Source organism: Paenibacillus sp. N3.4 (assembly GCF_008017805.1).
Classification (GTDB): Bacteria; Bacillota; Bacilli; order Paenibacillales; family NBRC-103111; genus Paenibacillus_E.
The window spans coordinates 1-19,712 of the sequence record NZ_VRTT01000101.1 but is presented as its reverse complement, the minus strand read 5'-3'; the positions used below and the strand labels follow the sequence as shown (position 1 = coordinate 19,712).

Below are 19,712 nucleotides of genomic sequence, written 5' to 3'. Positions count from 1 at the left end.
GAAATAACTCACCAAATCCGCCTCATTCGCATCGCTTAATGGCCCGTCTATCTTGTATTTCTCCGTTTTAAACACTTCAGTTCCGCCTATTTCCATAGGACTTGCCTTGACCTTATTTTTCTGTCCGTCAATACGATAAAAGTTTACGTATCCGTTCTCTTTGATGTCCTGATAGGTGTTACCGTTTTTGATTTGCATAAAGTCAAAGCTTTTGATATTTGTATGGCTGTTATCCATCTTTTGGTAACCGATACTGAGAAGCCTTATCCTTCTATCCACATCGTCCACTGGGTAACTGAAATCCATCTTTTGGGATACATAAGCAGTCACAGCTTGAAATCTCCCCAGTGCTTGCAAGGGGAACCTAGGCGTAAAACCGATTGAATCCGGAACACGTTGTAAATCATCAACATCATAGATTCTAACGTTTAACATATTAGGGTTTTCATAACGATCCTTAATCCTATCATCTGGATATTTCATCGAGGATATCATGGTTAGGAATTCTTGATTTGAAAGGTTTCCATTTCCTTTAATTTGATACTGAATATCATTATCCAGCCACACATAAATCACTTTTTCTTTCTTTCCTGTACCAACTGTCACCTTTAAAGCATCCCAGAGCTGATTATTCAGAGGCTCTTTCTTTATCACTAATTCACTATCTGTTCCACGTTTTTCATACTGTTCGATATCCGCGTAAGCGGCTTCTAGAGTGCCTCCATAAACGGCATCAAGTTCAAAATTTCCATAATTGATATTTCCCCTAAGTTCTTGGAAATAAACCATTACTTTACTTAGCTTGTTGTCGACAGCTTCTTTCGGTTTAAGACTTACACTTTCAAACTTGTAACCCTCGGGCAAAAAATCAGGGACTTTAAACTTAAAATCGGCTACCTTTGCTGCCTTTTCCAAATTGTTATAGGACCGAAATGAGGAATCAAACAGAATCCGGTCCTTTACCGCCGTTTCGGTGACTGCAGGAAGGATTTCAGTACTGCTTGCCATCATCGGCTTTCGAGAGTTCGTTAACGTCACAGTAGCTATGATAGCCATACATAAGACCGCAATGACAGTCAGTTTATACGATCCCTTCTTGAATGATTTGATCATTCTGAGCCTCCTTGCGAGTTGATTATGGTTGCTTGATTCGTAAAAATAAAGCGAGCTTGGCTGATATCGTTTTGCCGATAAGCGCTTTAGAAACTCAATAATCGTCATGCCATACGCTACGGCTTCGGCTTCTCCCAAAATCTCTAATACATAAGCATCACAGGCGAGCTCCCGATCTGCCTTCATTTTTCGGATACACATCCAAATAAATGGATTCATCCAGTGGATAGCCAAAATAAAACTTCCGATCATATTCCAGGCTATATCTCTTCTTTTAAAATGAGCTAATTCGTGTGAAAAGACATGAAAAATCTGAGTGGCACTCAATTCTTTGCCAATGGCTTCCGGAAAATAGATCCACGGACGCATCAGCCCTGAGATATAAGGACTTATCGCATAGTTACCTGTATACACGGAAATAGGCCTTTTAATGTCGAATTTCACTCTGCAATCATCCATGCTCTTTAAGATCGAAGAGTCCGCTACAACTCGGAGACTGCTGAATCTTCTTCTCATTTTGAACATACAAAAGATGAAATAAATAAGTATGGCAACCATCCCCAAAAACCATACCGTAGAAACAATTTTTAAACCTGTAGAATATGTAACTAAGGGAGCCGTTACTTGGTCTTCAGTTCCTTTTGCTGATAGATTTTGCTCAATGTTATGATCCAGACTTCCCATGTTAAAATCTTTGTGAATCTCATCATTTTCTTGGTTGCTTTGCAATAATTCTCTTGATGTATGGTTTTGCGTAAACGGGATGATGGAGACAGCACTTTTCAGGTCTGTCACCAATGGCAACATATTAAAAATGCTTATGTCACTGTTCGGAAAAACAGGAATCAGCAATCGGATACACACAATCAACCACAGTGCGTGCTGAATGCGGGCACTCAAAAAACGATGAAACAATTTCTGAATCGCCATCACCAATAAAGCAACGACGCTTGCCGCAAAGGTTGAATATAAAAACCACAAGAAAATATTGCATATCATATTCATATAAGTACCTCTTCAAATGAACTTCGACACTTCATTATGCCTTTGGATTGTTATCAGCTTTCTCCTGTTTTTCCGTAAGGATCTTCTGAAGCTGTTCGATCTCCTTTTCGGATAAGTGTACTTCCTCCAAAAAATTGGTAACCATACTCCCTGCAACACCGCCAAATACCCTTTTAAGAAAAGACTGACTCTCTGCCTTCACACATTCTTTTTCGGAAAACAAGGGGTAATATTTATAACCTCTTCCCGATTTTTCAAAACCGATAACTTGTTTTTTCAAAAGCCTGTTAATAAAAGTACGAACTGTTTGATCGCTCCATTGGTTCTCATCGGGTAGTTGAAGCAAGATTTGCTCAGAGGTTATCGGACTGTCCTTCCAAATAATCTTCATGATTTCCCATTCTGATTCCGATATTTTTGGGATATTGTGCATATGAAAACCAGCCTTTCTTGGTTTTTTAAATTACAAATGTAAATATAACCCGTCGAGATTACAATTACAACTGTAAATATAAAGATCGCTTAGATGCATACCTCAGTTAATAATAAAACTTTTGTATGGAAATTGAGAACGAAGATGAATAGTTGAATAAAGAACGGGGACTTTATTAAAGAGGAAGAAACAGCTGATTTATAAGAATATTTAAAAACTCTTTTTTTGTTCTGCGTTAAGAAGACATGCCAAGTTGCTGGCGCAGCTCAATCATCTGCCCAGTTAAGGTATCAAGCTTATTTTTTATCAAAATTGTATTCGCATATGGATAAGGAATACTTTCGAATCCGTGATACACGCCGGCTAAACCACCTGCAATGGCAGCGATCGTGTCTGTATCTCCTCCTAAATTGGCTGCGCGCTGAACAACCTCAGGAAACGAATGACTTGTAAGCAAGATATGCAGCACCCAACGAAACGTATGAACAACGAAACCACTCGATTCACACTCAGGTTCTCTTGTAAGAATATCTTCGTACTCTGTCCCCACGATTTCACTTTTGATCGCTTCCACGAGTAATTCATCATGCAACAATTTAAAGACGATACGATTGTATATTTCACAAGCCTGATTACATCGTTCATCATAGTGAGTCATTTTCGATTGTATACGTGAAATGTTTTCAATATCCCTGAGATGGGGATAAATGAGTCCTACTGGGATACAGCGCATGAGTGAGCCGTTGCCTGCACTTTGACCAAGGTCTAAGTCGGCTAAGAAAGCAGCCTCAAACCAATTTCCCTCATATGTAGATAATACTCTCTTAATAATATTGCCTATATCTTTCGGATCAGATTGATACCATTGAAGAAACTTCTCGCCAATTGCATGTTTAGGGTCTTGAGGATTCTCTAAAATTCCTTCAGCTACACACAAAGTCATTTGCGTATCATCCGTTACTTCCCCAGGCCTAAGTTCCCATACCCCTCCCCCAATCATTTCTGTGAGATATCCGTAGCTTTGCTGAATTTCTTTTTTACTCATAAACTCCGTAGTTCCACCTAAAGCATCCCCAATGGCGACGCCATATAATCCACCCTTTATTTTATTAAAAAGACCCATCAAATTTCCTCCGATACGTCAATTTTTCAGCCTTATGGTGTGAATTCATAGAGTGAAACTTCAACATCTGTGAAAATATCTTGAATCATTTTTGAAACTTTTTCCCAATCTCCGCCACCGCGGTCACATCCGATTTTGTAAGGGAGCGCAACCGTCAATTGATTGGTTTTTGCAAACTCATACAATTGAACAAGAGCATTTCTTAAAGCATCATCGTTCGTATACTTCTTCCCATCGGCACCAAAATATTGCTGACCAAACAAGTTTGCCACATACTTGTCCGCCCCATTGATAATACCAACAATTTGACATCTTCCTAATAGATGCTCTTTGTGATCGCGACAATACTGTAAGTACTCCTCATAAACCTTAGGAAAAAGCTTCTTTATTTGTACAGCTACACCGGACCCCATTACTGCTTGGCAATTTACTTGATGCCCGATAATGTGTTCAGAAGCTCGCATTAAATCTCCTTTTACTAACTTAACAGCCATAATATTTCCACATCCCTTTCTTGTTCATTTTAGCAATGTAATTTTGTCGGACTATTTGCTCGGCGTATTTTCAACAATTTCTTTAACGAATAATATATCCGTACCTGCAGGTGCAAATAACGTAATATCGTAGGAGATGCCTCCAGGTTTAGTCATCACTACCTTGAAATCACTGTCTCCCGTGCTGACCTCGCTAATGCTCCGATCCGAGTCTATGACGATTTTCTTCTCACTGGTCGTGGCTATATTTTGCAGCACATCTACGTCATCTGAGCTCATCAAATTCGAACAATTCACTAATGCGACAGTCACAGGATTGCTTAACCATGGCTGATGACCCTCGTTATACTGTTCAAACACAATCTTCGGCAATGTTTCGAACTTTTCCTGCCTATAGTAAGGAATTTGCGTAAGTGGTTTGATCAATTGCTTCTTTTCTAGTGCATACAGAATTTTTCTTTCTGGCTTTGGCGTAGGTACTGTGGTTGGTCTAGCCGCTTCAAATTCCGCTTTTAAATCGAATGGCTGTCCATTCCTATCCATAAAAGAATCTTTTTGCTCGTAAAAGAAATTGTTATAGGAAAATCTGGACGCTAATACAACTTCACCCTTTGGGGGAATAGCGAATTGAGCGAAATTCACAAGGAAAGCTGAACCCTTATTCACCTTGTCTTGGAGAACGCCTGCAGCACTTAATGGTTCATCTATAATAAGATGAAGTGTTTGCCCTTTGTAATCGTAAGCGACTGGATTATTGACTGGACTTACGTTTTGTTTCACCATGAGGTCAATAAATTGAACTTGATCATCCGAAATTTGGAGGTCTGTAATGACACCTATTACACGTTGAAGACGGCTCACCTGTTCCCAATCTTTTGGGAGAGCAGATTGCTTTGGAGCTGCTTCTTCCGTTTCGGGCGGCGCAGGTTGATCTACTGGCTCCTGAGTGTTTACAGGCAGCGAGCTGACGAATGGCGATGGAATTTCTGCTTTTCGTTGTTCTTTACATGCCGACAATAACAAAACCGTTATGAAAATGGCGGTACACAGACGTACGCCTTTCCTTAAATTAGCTATTGATAATAGAGGTTTAATAGAACTCACATCCTGTAAACGATTTATATAAGTAGACGATTGCTATAGCTAAGTAGTTGCTTCAGAAAATAGATAAAATTGAAAATAGTGGAACCAAATCAACTTCAAATTATTTCCTTTTTTAACGTATGACCGGAAAATTTCGTTGCCACGTTTACCTATTTACAACCGTCTCAAACAACGCTTTATTGTTTATACATAAAAAGAAGAAAAACGGCTCTATTCGCCTCGAAAGCGAAAGAACCGTTAAGGTATGAACGATCAGATGCATGCACAATAGCTGCGCTTTTCTCTTATAACTACGATGTATTGTGTCATTGTGGATCAGATGTATGGTGGTGAGGATGTGTAACATGGTGGTGATGATGTGGATGCGTAACATGGTGGTGATGCGGATGGGCAGCATAGTGATGATATGGATGAGTTGCATAGAGATGGTGTGGGTGAGTTGCATAAAGAAGGTGTGGATGGTAAGCATGGTGTTGCATCGCGTGGTAAGCATGGTGATGCATCGGGTCGTGGTGCATCGGGTGGTGATGCATCGGGTGGTGGTGCATCGGATGGTGGTGCATCGCGTGGTGAGCATGATGATGCATCGGATGATAGGCATGATGCTGCATCGAATGATAGGCGTGGTGCTGAGCATGAGGATGGTGGGCAATGTGTGGCTGTGGTTGTACGTATTCTCCTCCAACTATGGGTGCTTGAGTTGGATGGATAGGAAGGTTATCCCCCGTCCAGGCTGGATTTTGGATAGGGAGGGCATTCTCCGTCCAAGTTTGATTTTGATTACCGATAATTTGCTCGTTTCTTGTTGCACTTAAACGAATTGGTAAGTTATCCTCTGTTGTTGAATTTCTTTGAATCATGTTCATTCTCCTCTCTGGTATGGGCATTCTTCATGGTATGCAAAACGGAGAAAAAGGGCACATGTCTATATAAAATGGGCTCATCTCCATTGTTCTTTTTGGAAAACAATTCATCGAACGAATGTCCAACTCCCTATTTTCGCCAAAATAGGCTGCTCCAGAGTGCTTGATTGAAATTGTGAAAAGTAAGAAAAATCCAGATAAACAAAACAATCCGTCAGAAACGCCGACTTCGTGCTGCCTGGATCCCTATATTTGTTAAGCACATAAATGATGTCTTCAGCAGTTGCGATTCCCATGCCATGTCCATGGCCATAATAGAAACCGTCCTCCATCAAGATAGCATTTTCCCCTTTCCACCAAGGGAGTAATGGAGAAAACTCAGGATTCTCAAAATATAGTACATCCCCTGCTATCGCTTCTTGCCTATTGGTCTGATCGATAAGATGCAATTTCCTGTTATAGTGCCAATCAAATAATAAAAGATCCGAAAATAACCGATCGAAGTGATTGGGATCAATCGATTCTAATATCGCTCTATACAGGACGATGACGATCGCCGTTGCACATTCAAACGCATACAGATTTCCGTTCCTGAAGATGTCTCTAATCGCATCCTGCGGGGACACGTTGTTTTTCAACTGAAATCTACCGTGCTCTGTAAGGTGCCAATACAACTCATTGCATTTGGATTTTTTGAAACTGGCAAAAAAGACACCACTTGTACTCAGTGCCCATGAGGATTGTATAATTTTGTTTCGCATCTGCAGTTCAAACAATAAAGTGCTGATGGAATCGTATCGATACTCGACAAGGCTGTTTTTCTTTTTCTCATACATGTTTCGTTCTGACGATGACAATGTGCCTTCATCGAAGGTCACCTCACTATCACATGTGAAGACGATCATAGACTTCTCCCCAATTTGTAATATCAGTAAAACAATTTCACCTATTGTATGGGAGATACCGATAATACGTGCTTGGGAATTCTTATAAGAGCAAAGTTAGAATCATTGCTATTAGCTATATGTTAACTATTTGTTCCACTGCATGATAAAAAAAGACTGGAAATCATCGAGGCATGCTCGATCCATTTCCAGTCCTTGATATATAAATGTGAATATTGACTAGGCAGGATTTGCAGCTGCTTCTGCTCCATCATGAACCGTCTTGATTTGGATCATAACCGAGCTTGGGTCAGTCAGCACTTCGATGCCATCCTGGAAGACCAGATCAGACACGAGAATTTGATCGCCGATAGCAAGTCCGCTGATATCCACTTCCATGGAAGGTGGCAGATGATCCGGCATACAACGTACTTCAACTTCGTACATGTCTACTTGAAGAACCCCGCCTTCTTTCACACCCACTGACTCTCCGTGAAAATGAATGGTCACCTTGCTGTCCATGCTTTTGTTCATGTTTACATGATGAAAGTCGATATGCATTAGTTTGCCTGTTAATGTTGCCCGTTGGACATTTTGAATGACTACCGGTAAAGTTCCCTCAGCAGAAGTAGAAGCCTGTAGAATAGCTCGTGGATGTTTTCTCAATACGTCCAACACTTCTTTTTCGTTCACTTCGACGGACACTGTGGTTTTGCCTACCCCATACAATACAGCAGGAATACGTCCCAACTTTCTTCCTTCGTTCCGAATGGACTTCGTTGTGCCGGCACGTTCGCTTAACTGAATGGTTTTACTCATAATTATAGGTTCCCGCTCTCTTTTGACCATAATTTCTTGTCACACTTATCATAACACGACCATAAAATCTTGTCAAATGGAGAAAGTTAATCACATTCCTTATTCATATTCTTTAAATGGATCCGGAATCTCTATTCGATAAGCCTCTGCGTCACTTACCCCTACTGAGAGTATGGCACGGCCATTTTCTAAACGAACGAGTCCACCACTGAATATTACATCCTTTAGATCTGGCCGTTTGCCAGGTCCGTCCGGAAAATCGCTTCTGGTCGCAATAATTTTAATTGGGGTTTTCTCGCAGGTTTCGGGATTTATTGAAAAGACCATCGAATAATAGTGTTTATTTAGTTGCTCATCAAAGCAAGCGATATGTCCCAGAACGCCAACATGACCATTTTTCAATAAATGCGCTTCATTCGCGCCACCCCATTCTTCAGGAACGAATTGATCTTGCAAAATATCTGCATGGATAAACGTTTGTTCATCCAGTTCATCTATCGAGTGGATAATCGTGAACCCAATCTGGCCTCTTCCGCCTCTAATCCCTTGCGGTCTGGTGAATACGCCTATTCTTCCATCAGCGAGCTCTATCAGTCGAATATCCTTCATCGTGCCAGGACCCGAAGAGAAGTGACATAACGAATCAATGTGCCGCCCCCGATAAAATTGGGTAACCCATGAAACGATGAGATGAGGATTTTCTGCTGAAGTAATGATTTCAACCCCGCCAAAAATCAATTCTCCATTAATAATCGTCATACATGGGTCTTGCAAGTTATAAGTATGAGTATGCACTCTGGGATTCCATACCTGGTTAGTTTGCGTAAAAAAAAAGACTTGAGAGAACTCACTATCTCGTTCCTCAACTCTTCCCACGATCACCTCTTCGCCATCATAGATGAAAGGTGCTGTTATATTATAAACATCTCTTTTTCCAACTCCGGAGAACCTTAGTTTCTCGACCTTCGTCATCCGCGGCGCAGCATGGAATTTAACAAGTAGTTGTTGGCAGGTTTCAGCTTCTGTGCGTTTAACCGTCATTTAAGTTCCTCCTGTTGTTCTTCCGATTCATCTATGATAAATTCACTTCGCTCCCTATCCTCTATGACAATGAGCTCTCCCGGCTGTACATCAAAGTAGATACAGAGCTTTAACAGCAAGTCCCGAGGGTATTGAACCATCTCATCCTTGTACATACGACGAATGGAATCGAAGTGATAATTAACATCTTTGGCAAGCTTGCGGATCGATAATTTAGGATCATGTTTTTCCATAACCTCTTTTAAATTACTGCGTATAGCTGACATTCCAGCACCTCCTACAACAATATATATCGATCCCTGTGAAGAGTCAATCATTTGACAAGAAAAAATGGTCATGGTACGCTGTGAATAGAAATTTGAATTGGTACATTTTTCAGACAATTTAATACCCGTCTCATTTATTTTAGAAAATAAAGTGCGCTTTATTTTCTTTTTTTATTCAAAAAATCGTAAGAATAGCCATGGGAGGCCCCACTATGAATCGTATCAATAACCATTTAAATATTGTTTTTTTAGGAACCAGCCTGCCAAGAGAGTGCGGGATTGCCACATTCACACAAGATTTAATGGACCAATTCGCTCAAAAAAAAAACTTTAACAAACCCCGGATTATTGCGGTAAATAACAAAGAAACGTACAACTATGATGATCAAGTCATCATGCAAATCGATCAGCAGCAAGTAACGGATTACGTGGAAGCCGCTGATTACCTGAACACCTCGAATGTCGATCTGCTCGTTATTCAACATGAATTCGGGATTTATGGAGGAGAAAACGGCGAATATGTCATTCCTTTTGTTGAACGATTAAACATTCCTTTTGTCGTTATCTTTCACACGGTATTAACAACGCCTAGTCCAAAACAACGACATATTATGAATCGCATTGCGCAATTAAGTGCGAAAGTAGTCACGATGGCGCAGTCTACCGTTACAGATTTACATGTGATTTATGAAATTGATCTTCATAAAATTGTGTTTATTCATCATGGCGTCCCTTATGTCGAAACGAAGTCAAGAAGCGAACTGAAAGAGCAATTTGGATTCACAGACCGGAAGATCATTTCGACTTTCGGTTTTTTGAGTCCCGGCAAAGGTATTGAGTATGGCATCGAGGCGATGCGTGGAGTGATCGCACAGCACCCAGAATCCCTTTATATCATATGGGGAAAAACACACCCTGTCGTCAAAAAGGAAACCGGCGAAGTGTATAGACAGAAGCTGACTGAACAGATCAAAGAGCTTGGTTTGGTCGAGAACGTTCTGTTTGTCGATAAGCTGTTGACACAGGAAGAAGTCATTCAATCACTGGTTATGTCTGACATTTACATGACACCCTATTTGGGCAAAGATCAAGCCGTTAGCGGAACATTGGCCTATGGAGTGGGTTATGGCAGAGTTATTGTTTCAACTCCTTATCGGTATGCCGAGGAGATGCTGGCTGGCGGAAGGGGACTGCTAGCAGAATTCCGCGACTCTTCCTCTTTGGAAACATCCATTAGCAAGCTGCTTGATAATCCTTCTCTGGTAAAAGAAATGGAAGCCAGTACACTGGCACTTGGGAAAACCATGATGTGGGGAGAAATCGCCAAACGTTATGCTGCCGTCTTTGAAGAAAGCATAAGCACCGCTCATTTTTCCAAAAGGAGTGTGATTTAATGAACGTACAAACCATCATGCACTTTCGGTCCGATTATATGAATAAAATGACCGATGATACAGGAATTTTTCAGCATACGAAATTCGGTATTCCCGATCGCTCTAAAGGATATACGACAGATGATAATGCGCGAGCCTTAATCGCTGCTGTATTACTTTATAGCAACGAAAAAGAACCAAAAGCGTTGGGCCTCATACAAACGTACATCTCATTCATCTATCACTCTCAGAATTCGGATGGAAATTTTAGAAATTTCATGGATTACAATCGTCAATTCATTGAAGATAAAGGCTCAGAGGATTGTCAGGGACGTACCCTATGGGCACTTGGCTTTACTCTCTCCCACCCTTCTGTACCGGACAATCTACAAAATACTTGCCGCTATATGATCAATCAAGCCTTGCCACACATCCATGCATTAGGATCTCCTCGCGCACAGGCTTATGCCATGATTGGACTTAGTTTTCTGCTTCAAACTCCTCATGCCCTAACCTATTCGTTTCCGTATTCACATGTTGAGAGCAGCGAGGAAGCAGCCGCATTTCTGCCAAGAGACATCGTCTTCAGTCTGATCGAGCATATGGCAGCACGTCTGAAAGATCAATATAAACAGAATAAAGGCAATGGATGGCATTGGTTCGAAAACAGCCTAACGTACGGCAATGCCATGCTTCCGTGGGCGTTACTCAAAGCTGCAAGCCTCACAGGTAGAGACGATTTAAAAGAAGTCGCGAAAGAGAGCCTGGATTTTCTGGCATCCAAGACATTCTCTCCATTAGGTTATTTTAAACCTATCGGCAGCCATGGCTGGCAGCTGCGCGGCGAGGATGCCGCTCCCTATGATGAGCAGCCCATAGAAGCTTGCGAAATGCTTCTAGCTTGTAAAGAGGCATTTACCTTACTTGGAGATCCCTCTTATCTGAAACAGGCATCCTTGTGCTACGAGTGGTATGTGGGCAATAATTCGATGAATGTCTCTTTAATCGACCCCCAAACTGGAGGCTGTTATGATGGTATTCATTCCACAGGATTAAACCTTAACCAAGGCTCTGAAAGTATTATTTCTTTCTCCATTGCTCATTTGGTGATGCATCATGAATAAATTCGCAATCATCCTTGCAGGCGGAGGCGGAACCCGCTTCTGGCCGCTTTCTAGGCAAGAAACTCCTAAACAGCTGCTCAATATCAGCGGTAACGATATTATGCTAAACGATACGATCGAACGGTTTAAGGGGATCATTCCACAGGAAAATACGGTAATCGTAACGAATCGTTCCCAAGCGGTTTTGTTGGAAAGCATCATGCACAGCAGTGTATTAAAGGGGAATATTCTCATCGAACCGGTTGCTCGGAACACAGCTGCCAGCATTCTTTTTGCCGCCTTATTTATCGAGAAATGCCATGGAGATTCATTAATGGTTGTCCTCCCTTCCGATCATCATATTACCGATGAAGAGCAATTCCGACAAACGTTAAATGAAGCCTGTACAGTAGCTATGGATTCTGATAAAATCGTGACCATTGGGATTAAACCAACATTTCCTTCTACCGGCTACGGTTATATTTCTTATGACGATGTGCCTTATACCAAAAGTCCTTGTCCCATCTATGAAGTCGCAGAGTTTGTAGAAAAACCTAATTTTCAAAAAGCGCAAGCTTATGTAGCTTCTGGGCATTATTTATGGAATAGTGGTATCTTTATATGGAAGACATCGGTTATTATTGAAAACTTCAAACGTTACTTGCCTAGACTGTATAAAACGATGCTTCCACTTCGAGATTATTTGGGGACAGATCAAGAAGAAGAAATGACCAACAAGATTTACCCAACGCTGCAAAATATCTCTATTGATTATGGGATTTTGGAACGCTGCGATGAAGTCGTTGTTCTCTCTGGTAATTTTGGCTGGAATGACATTGGCAGTTGGGATGCGCTAGGCGCTATTTTCCCTCCGGATGAGTCAGGCAATATTGTTAAAGCGAACTACATGGGCATAGATACACGAAACTCCATCATTTATGGGAATGGAAGACTGATCACGACAATAGGCATAGACGGCTTGATCATTGCAGACACGGGAGATGCGTTATTAATTTGTCCCAAGGATAAAGCGCAGTCTGTCAAAGACATTGTCGATATGCTGAAGGAAAAAGGAATGACGGAATATGTGTAAATGAAATTAGGCAAGGGGAGGGAACATAAATGACAACCTTACATGAAACGAATACATTTGATCATCATATGAGAGAATTAAAAACTACACACGCATTTGATCAAGTTGTCTTTGCGAGAAGCAACGATTACTTCGTTTACTTTGAAGGCTTAAAAAGCGGAGTAATCGTTGAAATTAGATATAATATTGAAGCCAACCGTTATGAAGCATCTGATTATAGTAAGTGGTTACCATTGTAACGAGGATTGAAAAGAAAGAGTAAGCGATTGTTTCGCCTACTCTTTTTTTCTATTATGGACGATTGATTTTACAAGCAGGCTGCTCATTCCATTCAGCACCAATTTGTCTAAATAACGTAGCTGTATCGAATAGTGCCCAATGCTCCGCTATCTTTCCATCTTCTAGACGAAATTCGCGATATTGATTGACTTCAATGATCTGGTTCGTTGGTTCCGTACCACGGAAAGTTCCTGTATGCGTTCCGCGCAGCGTCAGACGAATAACGACTTTATCATCTTGTGCGATCATACTTTCGATGGTCCATTTTTGATCAGGAAAAGCGGAATGAAGAATGTTTGCCATGTTCAGCAAACCCTCTTTATGATTCGGCATATAGGCGTGGTCTACATAACCGGAAGTTAGAAATTCCTCTGTTCCTGCAAACTCCCCTTGATTCCAAAACAACTCAATAAATGAACGTACTACATTCGTATTTAAATCGATCGTACTCATCATGATTTCCCCTCACACTCCATTTAGTCAATTTATTTGACTTTAATAATGTAACACCCTCTTGCGATTTAGTCAAGTAACTGGACTATACGAAAGATTCCGCTTATGTTGCATGGAATATTCATACATCATATAATAAGCAAAGAATATGTCTAGTAAATTGACTATATGAAGACAGAGGTGTTCCCTTATGACGAAGCAACCGCATCATTATGATTTAGCGTCCCTTCTTTCACTCACATTTAGCTCAATCATTGATGAACTTCACCTTAAACTAGATGAAAAAGGTTTTGATGACGTCAGGCCTGCGCATGGATTCCTGTTTCAACGCATTATGCCTGACGGAGCTACCGGAACCGAACTGGTCGAGCATTTGGGAATTACCAAGCAAGGAGTCAGCCAGATGATTGATTACCTTGAGGAGCATGGTTACGTAGCCCGCCAGCCTAACCCTGATGACAAAAGAGGGAAAATCGTCATCCTAAAGGAGCGCGGGTGGGCATTAATTAGAGCCAAAGAAGCTATCTATGTAGAAATCGAGCAGAGATGGGCAGAAATCATTGGCGCTGAGCGAATGTCACTGCTCCGAGAGGATTTAGGGCAGATTATCCATTCAATCAATGAGAACGGATCTTCTCTACCTTTGCGTCCTGTTTGGGGCTAACTAATCTTCGAACAGTGACACTGGGTAAAGATTTTATTTTACCGGCCTTCCTTTCATCCAAAGAAAAAATAAATAACGCCAGCTGCAGCATATGAATCTAGGCTGCAGCTGGCGTTCTGTATGGTCCTCATCTACGATTCGTTAGCCGTTTATCCAAGATCTTGCTGCATGCGAATCATGTCACGACACTGAATCCCATTTTCATAAATCGGTTCGGCATAATGCCTTGTAAAAAAATCACGATCAACTCCGGTTATCCGGAATCCACATTTCTGATACAAGCCGATCTGCCCGATACTAGAGTTTCCTGTCCCAACTTCCAACGTTTGATAACCCAATTTTCTTGATACTTCTATCGCATCTAAAACTAATCGCTTCCCTAAGCCTCTACCCTGCATCGATTCTGTTACTGCAACATTGACAAGTTCAATAGTCAGGGGTCTTGTCGGTAATAAAACATAGGCTCCAACAATTGCACCGTCGAGTTCTAATATGTAGCACAAACCTCGCAACAAATAGCTATGAATTATCACTTCGTCTGGGTCTGCAAGAAGCAGCAATTCCATGGGTACTTGTTCGTTTTTTTGTAATTGTCTTATTTTTCCCACTCTCTGTATCTCCTTTGATTGGTTTCACACATTACGTATTCGAATTTCTTATATAATCAGGACGTCTTCTCATAAAGCGTTCGGGATCAGATTCAAAATCGTATTGTTTATATAATTCATGAGCGTCCATTGTTCCCAAAATGCCCATGAGGTCTTTTAATTGTTCCGAATTTACAAGACTTTCAACTAATTTTTTCCCCAAGCCTTTCCCCCGATGTTCTTCATCAATAAATACATCGCACAAATAGTACATCGTAGCATGGTCAGTAACGATTCTGGCATATCCAACCTGTTTACTTTCCTCATAGATCCCATAACAAACAGAGTTCTCAATCGATTTTTCCGTTCTCTCCTCTGATCTTTGATTTGCCCAGTAACTTCTGGCTAAAAAGCCCTTTATTATTTTCAAATCCAGCAATTGTTTATTATCGCTAATGACATAGTTGTTAAATGTGATTTCCATGTTCCTCTACTCCCCTTTAATCATTAAATCTCTATATAATCTGAAACCCTTGATTCCAGCAAATCAATTAATTCCTCATCCATAAATCTATAGTCATCAGGTATGTCTAAACAAATGATGCGTTTATACCGTATGAATATAATCGAGCTCGGCAAATGAGTTATCATGATGCTCACATCCTCTCTTCGATCCTATCTACTTCGCTGTTTCCCAAGAAAATCCTGCTTTATTTAGGTACCGAAAATTCATTTCAATCCAAATAAAACGATCAATCCATACCCCAAAATCGAAAGTAAGACCGATCCAATGAGGCCCGATACAAACGACTTCATCCCCCAGCGGCGAAACAAGACGATGTCAACATGAAGGCCTAGTCCGGCCATCGCCATAGCAATTAATAAATATGCCACAATAATGAATTGATTAGTGACAGACATCGGTATGATGCCCAGTGTGTTGACGCCGCTCATACAAAGAAATCCGACAATAAACCAAGGTATCGGAATCGACTTCCAGCTTGCTTTTTGAACATCAGAGTTCTTCTTGCGCTCCTTTCGGTTTGCCCAGATCCCAATGACGATAGCTACCGGTACTAACAGAGAAACCCGTGTCAACTTCACGATAACAGCAAGATCAACGGCTTCTTTGCCACCTGGTGCTGCCGCGGCGATTACGTGGGCAACCTCATGAAGCGTAGCACCCGAGAAAATACCGTACCCCTTCGCGGTTAAACCAAGAAACGGATATATAATCGTGTAACAAAGAGTAAACATAGTCCCCAGAATAGCCACTGTGGCTGCACTTATGGCCGTCTCGTTATCATTAGCCTTTATTTGCGGGGAAATAGCTGCTATAGCTGCAGCACCACAAATGGCCACACCACATGCTGTTAAAAGGCCTAAACGTTGTTCAACTTTCATTAATTTTGAAATTCCATAAACGACAAATATCGTAAAAATAATGTGAATGATCGCTATAGTGAAAACTTTAGGACCCGCATGAACGATATCGGTCAAATTCAATTTCATTCCGAGCAAAATAATCCCATATCTCAATAGTTTTTTATTGGAGAAGGAAATGCCCATCGTTGCATGGCGAGGTACCCCGACAGCAGCTCTCCAGGCGATTCCTAACAAAATGGCGATAACTAACTGCCCCATGATACTTAGAAACGGAAATCCAGCCAAGTACTTAGCGATTACCGCAAGTAATAGCGTTAAGCCAATCCCTTGTGCAAAACCTAGGCCCTTTTTGTTCTTTAGTGTTATGTTGAATGCGTATGCCTTAGTCTCTGTCATAAGTTCTCACTCCTGCCTTGTAATGAAGCCATTCTCTGTAGGTTCACTATAAAGCCATTTTAATCATAAGAGAAATACCGATATCCTATGAGTATCATGAGAAAAACTTATGATTGAGTTGTTCTATTCCCTTCGTATAGGTACAATGGCATTAAGGAGGAATGAATATGATCGCAGAAGCACTTCGAGTTTATGTAACGGTAGCAGAACAATCTAACTTCTCCAAAGCTGCGGAGTTACTTAACCTGTCACAACCCGGTGTCTCACTCATTATACGTAATCTGGAGAACGAGTATGGGGCCAAACTTATGCATCGTTCACCCAAGCAGGTCAAACTCACGGAAGCTGGGGAAATTTTATATAAACGTGCGAAGCACATACTTTCTCTTAATGAAGAAGCCAAACAAGCGATTCATTTGTTGAATGAACAAGTCACCGGATCTATTCAAATTGGTGCAAGCTTTACAATCGGAGAGTATATTTTGCCGCGAGTGCTCGCAGAATATGCGGGTCAATTTCCGGAGGTTGATTTATCCTTAATGATTGCGAATACCGAGGAAATCACACTTGCGCTTAAAGCCAATAAGCTTGACCTGGGTATCGTTGAAGGAACTGTGGCTTCCCATGGCATCAACATCACCCCTTATATGAAAGATGAAATGATCCTCATTGCATCTCCCGACCATCCATTAGCATCGAACAATACCATAAGACCGGATAAGCTCCAAGATCAAATCTGGGTACTCAGGGAAAGTGGTTCTGGTACCCGTTCATTTTGCGATCAATTTATTCGTCACGCTCGTCTTTCAGTCAAACGTTCCTACGTGTTTACCAGCAGCCAAGGCGTTAAAGAAGCTGTATCAGCCGGTCTCGGTATCGCCATCCTATCCCGTTGGGTTGTAAAAAAGGAGCTAGCTTCCGGAGAAATATGCCAAATTTCTGTTAACCCAAAGCTGTCGGAGCGTAATTTTTGGATCATACAGAACTGTGATCATTCGTCATCCATGGCTTTGAATGTATTCATCCAGAAACTGCAGCAAAGATGAACGCCTGCCTGTCTAGATTATTTAGAAATATCAATAAATCCTTCTCCAAACACATCTCGAACATCATGAATCGTAATAAACGCATGTTTATCGTTTGCTTTCACGATTTTTTTCAGTCAAACTCAGCTCCTGTTTGCTAATAACGATATATAAGATTTCTTGTGGTGTTTTCGTATAGTAACCATGTCCATGCAAAACGGTAACTCCTCGATCCATGAGCGAGTTCACTTGATCGGCAATTTTACTATGTTCTTTGGAAATGATGGTAACGGCCTTCTTCGGGTTCACACCTTCAATGATGAAATCCATTACCTTTGTTCCTATATAAAGTAAAACAATAGTTAGCATAAGAGCTTGAGCCCCAATAATGAAATAGGAGGAAATTGCAACGAGTAAATCAAAAAACAACAACGCGTAGCTAATATTCCAGTCCAAATATTTATTCGCAATTCTAGCCAAAATAGTTGTACCTGCTGTTGTGCCCCCAACCCTGATAATTAATCCGATCCCAACTCCTGTGAGTACGCTCCAAATATAGCATTAATCGTTAATTCGTTAGAAGATAGATGCCACCCCGCTGTTACATATAAAAAGAGAGAGTTAAACAAGACCGCAATGATTGTATATATAACCGTTGTCTTATCCAAAAATTTATAGCCTATTAACAATAAAAAAGAATTAATGATTAAACTAATCAATCCGGGAGACCAACCAAACAGGTAATACGCAATAATCGTTATACCTGTAACTCCTCCTTCGCCAAATTGATTTGGAATGACAAATAGATTGATCGACATCGCAAAAAGGAATGCTCCAACCATAATAACAAAAATATCAAATACCCTTTTTTTCATTTCATGCACCTTTCTTAGCTGAACCTATAGTTGTGTAGATCCCTATTCTATCAGATATGGCACGATAATGGATAGGGATCTCCCTTGCATAGCATTTACATGAATGGCTTTTCAGAAATTGGTTATGATAAAACTTGTCAATCATTACGGATTAGGAGACAACATGAAAATCATAGCCATTGTTTGTATCTGCCTTTTTTTGTTGCCCCCTTATGCTTATGCCGCCCCTAAAAAAGATCGGGCCTATTATGAAACACGCGGAGAGGTCGTTTGGGAAATTCCAACGGATGAGAAGGTAATTGCCCTTACTTTCGATGATGGTCCTCATCCTGAGTATACGGCACAAATTTTGGAACTACTTAAGCAATATGATGCCAAAGCAACATTCTTTGTGGTCGGCAACAAAGTAAAGCTTTATCCCGATGTGCTCAATAGAACGCTTCAAGAAGGACACGAATTAGCTAATCATACGTATAGCCATGCTTACTTAGGCAGAAATACGAACATGAAAAAAGAAATCAACAAAGCAGAAGAAATTATTTTCGCCACGACTGGCCATCATTCCCATCTGTTTCGCCCACCGGGAGGCATATTCAACGAACACCTGGTTTCCATTGTCAAACAAGAAGGTTATAAGATGATTATGTGGTCTTGGCAATTGGATACGAGAGATTGGGATACACCTGGAGTCAACAAAATTGTGAAGCGTGTTCTGGAAAATTCGAACAATGGAAATATTGTGTTATTTCATGACTATATAGAAGGTCCTACGCAAACCATTGCCGCATTAAAAATCATACTACCGGAGTTGAAAAACCGGGGGTACAAATTTGTTACCATTTCGGAGCTCTTAAACTACAGAAAAGCGATTCCGGTCAAAATCCGGTAATTTCCTTAAACGTTAAAAATAAACATAAAAAAGACTGTACACTTACTTGAATGTACAGTCTTTTTAGATGCCCGATTTCGTTATTACATCAACGCTTATTGTCTCGATTCCTTCCACATTTTTGCAAAATGTAGACAAAATAAAGCGCGGCAACTTGATATCAAGTTGCCGCGGCCTGTTGTTAAACTAACACCCTCTGCGTTCAAAAACTAATACATTTCGTCTCGATGATACGATTCTGAAACCATGTGACAAAAGACAGACTTCTGCAAAAGATACACGTCCGCCGATGAATATGAATCGTCTGCAAGGACTTGCAAAACCAACTATACGGAAGCTTGTAATGATTCTGCGTCCGGTTATCGTATCGCCTAAACACGATTGTCACTACATCATTCTTATACGGGCCTATATCTAACTCCTCGCTTTCTGCTAAAGTTACTA

The 19,712-nt window shown here is 40.9% G+C and carries 22 protein-coding genes and 1 pseudogene; 9 read left to right on the top strand and 14 right to left on the bottom strand.

The window, feature by feature from the left end:
- From FU659_RS31205 to FU659_RS31185, 5 genes are all read right to left on the bottom strand, one after another.
- Positions 1-2,118: M56 family metallopeptidase (locus FU659_RS31205; protein WP_147951138.1), on the bottom strand; the 2,118-nt coding region annotated here is incomplete at its 3' end.
- 34 nt (positions 2,119-2,152) lie between these two features.
- Positions 2,153-2,551 (bottom strand): BlaI/MecI/CopY family transcriptional regulator, encoded by a 399-nt coding sequence (locus FU659_RS31200; protein ID WP_147951137.1) that lies wholly within the window; start codon positions 2,549-2,551, stop codon positions 2,153-2,155.
- A gap of 235 nt (positions 2,552-2,786) precedes the next feature.
- Complete coding sequence (locus tag FU659_RS31195) at positions 2,787-3,674, bottom strand: ADP-ribosylglycohydrolase family protein (protein ID WP_147951136.1); 888 nt, start codon at positions 3,672-3,674, stop codon at positions 2,787-2,789.
- A gap of 32 nt (positions 3,675-3,706) precedes the next feature.
- Complete coding sequence (locus tag FU659_RS31190; RefSeq protein WP_147951135.1) at positions 3,707-4,168, bottom strand: macro domain-containing protein; 462 nt, start codon at positions 4,166-4,168, stop codon at positions 3,707-3,709.
- A gap of 51 nt (positions 4,169-4,219) precedes the next feature.
- The gene (locus FU659_RS31185; RefSeq protein ID WP_147951134.1) at positions 4,220-5,185 is read right to left on the bottom strand and encodes a hypothetical protein; all 966 of its coding nucleotides are present in this window, start codon (positions 5,183-5,185) and stop codon (positions 4,220-4,222) included.
- A gap of 493 nt (positions 5,186-5,678) precedes the next feature.
- Here FU659_RS31185 and FU659_RS35995 point away from each other — a divergent pair, with 493 nt between their 5' ends.
- Complete coding sequence (locus FU659_RS35995) at positions 5,679-5,984, top strand: hypothetical protein (RefSeq protein WP_187274523.1); 306 nt, start codon at positions 5,679-5,681, stop codon at positions 5,982-5,984.
- A 258-nt stretch (positions 5,985-6,242) separates the two neighbouring features.
- Here FU659_RS35995 and FU659_RS31175 read toward each other — a convergent pair whose 3' ends face one another.
- The 4 genes from FU659_RS31175 to FU659_RS31160 form a co-directional block, all read right to left on the bottom strand.
- Complete coding sequence (locus FU659_RS31175; protein WP_147951132.1) at positions 6,243-7,040, bottom strand: protein-glutamine gamma-glutamyltransferase; 798 nt, start codon at positions 7,038-7,040, stop codon at positions 6,243-6,245.
- 219 nt (positions 7,041-7,259) lie between these two features.
- Positions 7,260-7,838, bottom strand: a complete 579-nt coding sequence (locus tag FU659_RS31170) for a 50S ribosomal protein L25 (protein WP_187274522.1) — start codon at positions 7,836-7,838, stop codon at positions 7,260-7,262.
- Between the two features lie 99 nt (positions 7,839-7,937).
- Entirely contained in the window at positions 7,938-8,879 is a 942-nt protein-coding gene (locus FU659_RS31165) for a DUF1861 family protein (protein WP_147951130.1), read from the bottom strand.
- Positions 8,876-9,145: a helix-turn-helix domain-containing protein gene (locus tag FU659_RS31160; protein ID WP_147951129.1), complete on the bottom strand. Its 270-nt coding sequence runs from the start codon at positions 9,143-9,145 to the stop codon at positions 8,876-8,878. The genes FU659_RS31165 and FU659_RS31160 overlap by 4 nt, the downstream gene beginning before the upstream one ends.
- Before the next feature lie 212 nt (positions 9,146-9,357).
- Here FU659_RS31160 and FU659_RS31155 point away from each other — a divergent pair, with 212 nt between their 5' ends.
- Genes FU659_RS31155 through FU659_RS31140 form a run of 4 tightly spaced genes read left to right on the top strand, consistent with a single transcriptional unit; the run spans position 9,358 to position 12,953 of the window.
- Entirely contained in the window at positions 9,358-10,539 is a 1,182-nt protein-coding gene (locus FU659_RS31155) for a glycosyltransferase family 4 protein (protein ID WP_147951128.1), read from the top strand.
- The gene (locus FU659_RS31150) at positions 10,539-11,642 is read left to right on the top strand and encodes a glycosyltransferase (RefSeq protein ID WP_187274521.1); all 1,104 of its coding nucleotides are present in this window, start codon (positions 10,539-10,541) and stop codon (positions 11,640-11,642) included. The genes FU659_RS31155 and FU659_RS31150 overlap by 1 nt, the downstream gene beginning before the upstream one ends.
- The gene (locus tag FU659_RS31145) at positions 11,635-12,714 is read left to right on the top strand and encodes a mannose-1-phosphate guanylyltransferase (protein ID WP_147951127.1); all 1,080 of its coding nucleotides are present in this window, start codon (positions 11,635-11,637) and stop codon (positions 12,712-12,714) included. The genes FU659_RS31150 and FU659_RS31145 overlap by 8 nt, the downstream gene beginning before the upstream one ends.
- Before the next feature lie 29 nt (positions 12,715-12,743).
- Positions 12,744-12,953 (top strand): hypothetical protein, encoded by a 210-nt coding sequence (locus FU659_RS31140; RefSeq protein ID WP_147951126.1) that lies wholly within the window; start codon positions 12,744-12,746, stop codon positions 12,951-12,953.
- Between the two features lie 52 nt (positions 12,954-13,005).
- Here the strand turns inward: FU659_RS31140 and FU659_RS31135 are convergent, their stop codons facing one another.
- Positions 13,006-13,449: an ester cyclase gene (locus FU659_RS31135; RefSeq protein ID WP_147951125.1), complete on the bottom strand. Its 444-nt coding sequence runs from the start codon at positions 13,447-13,449 to the stop codon at positions 13,006-13,008.
- 187 nt (positions 13,450-13,636) lie between these two features.
- Here FU659_RS31135 and FU659_RS31130 point away from each other — a divergent pair, with 187 nt between their 5' ends.
- Positions 13,637-14,110 carry a MarR family winged helix-turn-helix transcriptional regulator gene (locus tag FU659_RS31130; RefSeq protein WP_147951124.1) on the top strand — a complete coding sequence of 158 codons (474 nt, stop codon included), beginning with the start codon at positions 13,637-13,639 and terminating at the stop codon, positions 14,108-14,110.
- 149 nt (positions 14,111-14,259) lie between these two features.
- On the opposite strand, the gene FU659_RS31125 is transcribed toward FU659_RS31130, so the two are convergent.
- The 3 genes from FU659_RS31125 to FU659_RS31110 form a co-directional block, all read right to left on the bottom strand.
- Entirely contained in the window at positions 14,260-14,676 is a 417-nt protein-coding gene (locus tag FU659_RS31125) for a GNAT family N-acetyltransferase (protein WP_147951139.1), read from the bottom strand.
- Between the two features lie 73 nt (positions 14,677-14,749).
- Positions 14,750-15,181 carry a GNAT family N-acetyltransferase gene (locus FU659_RS31120; RefSeq protein WP_147951123.1) on the bottom strand — a complete coding sequence of 144 codons (432 nt, stop codon included), beginning with the start codon at positions 15,179-15,181 and terminating at the stop codon, positions 14,750-14,752.
- A 245-nt stretch (positions 15,182-15,426) separates the two neighbouring features.
- Positions 15,427-16,479, bottom strand: a complete 1,053-nt coding sequence (locus FU659_RS31110) for a YeiH family protein (RefSeq protein WP_147951122.1) — start codon at positions 16,477-16,479, stop codon at positions 15,427-15,429.
- 167 nt (positions 16,480-16,646) lie between these two features.
- Here FU659_RS31110 and FU659_RS31105 point away from each other — a divergent pair, with 167 nt between their 5' ends.
- Positions 16,647-17,525: a LysR family transcriptional regulator gene (locus FU659_RS31105; protein ID WP_147951121.1), complete on the top strand. Its 879-nt coding sequence runs from the start codon at positions 16,647-16,649 to the stop codon at positions 17,523-17,525.
- 17 nt (positions 17,526-17,542) lie between these two features.
- On the opposite strand, the pseudogene FU659_RS31100 reads toward FU659_RS31105, so the two are convergent.
- Positions 17,543-18,379, bottom strand: a pseudogene (locus tag FU659_RS31100) (YitT family protein).
- A gap of 163 nt (positions 18,380-18,542) precedes the next feature.
- Between FU659_RS31100 and FU659_RS31095 the strand changes: the two are divergent.
- Positions 18,543-19,268 (top strand): polysaccharide deacetylase family protein, encoded by a 726-nt coding sequence (locus FU659_RS31095; protein ID WP_147951120.1) that lies wholly within the window; start codon positions 18,543-18,545, stop codon positions 19,266-19,268.
- Positions 19,269-19,557: 289 nt separating this feature from the next.
- Complete coding sequence (locus tag FU659_RS37845) at positions 19,558-19,686, top strand: hypothetical protein (protein ID WP_261808174.1); 129 nt, start codon at positions 19,558-19,560, stop codon at positions 19,684-19,686.
- The last annotated feature ends 26 nt before the right edge of the window (positions 19,687-19,712 follow it).

Excerpts from the sequence above, each read along its gene's own strand:
- FU659_RS31135 (WP_147951125.1), bottom strand. The coding sequence starts at position 13,449 with ATGATGAGTACGATCGATTTAAATACGAATGTAGTACGTTCATTTATT.
- FU659_RS35995 (WP_187274523.1), top strand. The coding sequence starts at position 5,679 with ATGGATGAGTTGCATAGAGATGGTGTGGGTGAGTTGCATAAAGAAGGT.
- FU659_RS31145 (WP_147951127.1), top strand. The coding sequence starts at position 11,635 with ATGAATAAATTCGCAATCATCCTTGCAGGCGGAGGCGGAACCCGCTTC.
- FU659_RS31165 (WP_147951130.1), bottom strand. The coding sequence starts at position 8,879 with ATGACGGTTAAACGCACAGAAGCTGAAACCTGCCAACAACTACTTGTT.
- FU659_RS31120 (WP_147951123.1), bottom strand. The coding sequence starts at position 15,181 with ATGGAAATCACATTTAACAACTATGTCATTAGCGATAATAAACAATTG.
- FU659_RS37845 (WP_261808174.1), top strand. The coding sequence starts at position 19,558 with ATGAATATGAATCGTCTGCAAGGACTTGCAAAACCAACTATACGGAAG.
- FU659_RS31175 (WP_147951132.1), bottom strand. The coding sequence starts at position 7,040 with ATGATCGTCTTCACATGTGATAGTGAGGTGACCTTCGATGAAGGCACA.
- FU659_RS31170 (WP_187274522.1), bottom strand. The coding sequence starts at position 7,838 with ATGAGTAAAACCATTCAGTTAAGCGAACGTGCCGGCACAACGAAGTCC.
- FU659_RS31190 (WP_147951135.1), bottom strand. The coding sequence starts at position 4,168 with ATGGCTGTTAAGTTAGTAAAAGGAGATTTAATGCGAGCTTCTGAACAC.
- FU659_RS31125 (WP_147951139.1), bottom strand. The coding sequence starts at position 14,676 with ATGGAATTGCTGCTTCTTGCAGACCCAGACGAAGTGATAATTCATAGC.
- FU659_RS31160 (WP_147951129.1), bottom strand. The coding sequence starts at position 9,145 with ATGTCAGCTATACGCAGTAATTTAAAAGAGGTTATGGAAAAACATGAT.
- FU659_RS31155 (WP_147951128.1), top strand. The coding sequence starts at position 9,358 with ATGAATCGTATCAATAACCATTTAAATATTGTTTTTTTAGGAACCAGC.
- FU659_RS31200 (WP_147951137.1), bottom strand. The coding sequence starts at position 2,551 with ATGCACAATATCCCAAAAATATCGGAATCAGAATGGGAAATCATGAAG.
- FU659_RS31130 (WP_147951124.1), top strand. The coding sequence starts at position 13,637 with ATGACGAAGCAACCGCATCATTATGATTTAGCGTCCCTTCTTTCACTC.
- FU659_RS31150 (WP_187274521.1), top strand. The coding sequence starts at position 10,539 with ATGAACGTACAAACCATCATGCACTTTCGGTCCGATTATATGAATAAA.
- FU659_RS31095 (WP_147951120.1), top strand. The coding sequence starts at position 18,543 with ATGAAAATCATAGCCATTGTTTGTATCTGCCTTTTTTTGTTGCCCCCT.
- FU659_RS31195 (WP_147951136.1), bottom strand. The coding sequence starts at position 3,674 with ATGGGTCTTTTTAATAAAATAAAGGGTGGATTATATGGCGTCGCCATT.
- FU659_RS31110 (WP_147951122.1), bottom strand. The coding sequence starts at position 16,479 with ATGACAGAGACTAAGGCATACGCATTCAACATAACACTAAAGAACAAA.
- FU659_RS31105 (WP_147951121.1), top strand. The coding sequence starts at position 16,647 with ATGATCGCAGAAGCACTTCGAGTTTATGTAACGGTAGCAGAACAATCT.
- FU659_RS31140 (WP_147951126.1), top strand. The coding sequence starts at position 12,744 with ATGACAACCTTACATGAAACGAATACATTTGATCATCATATGAGAGAA.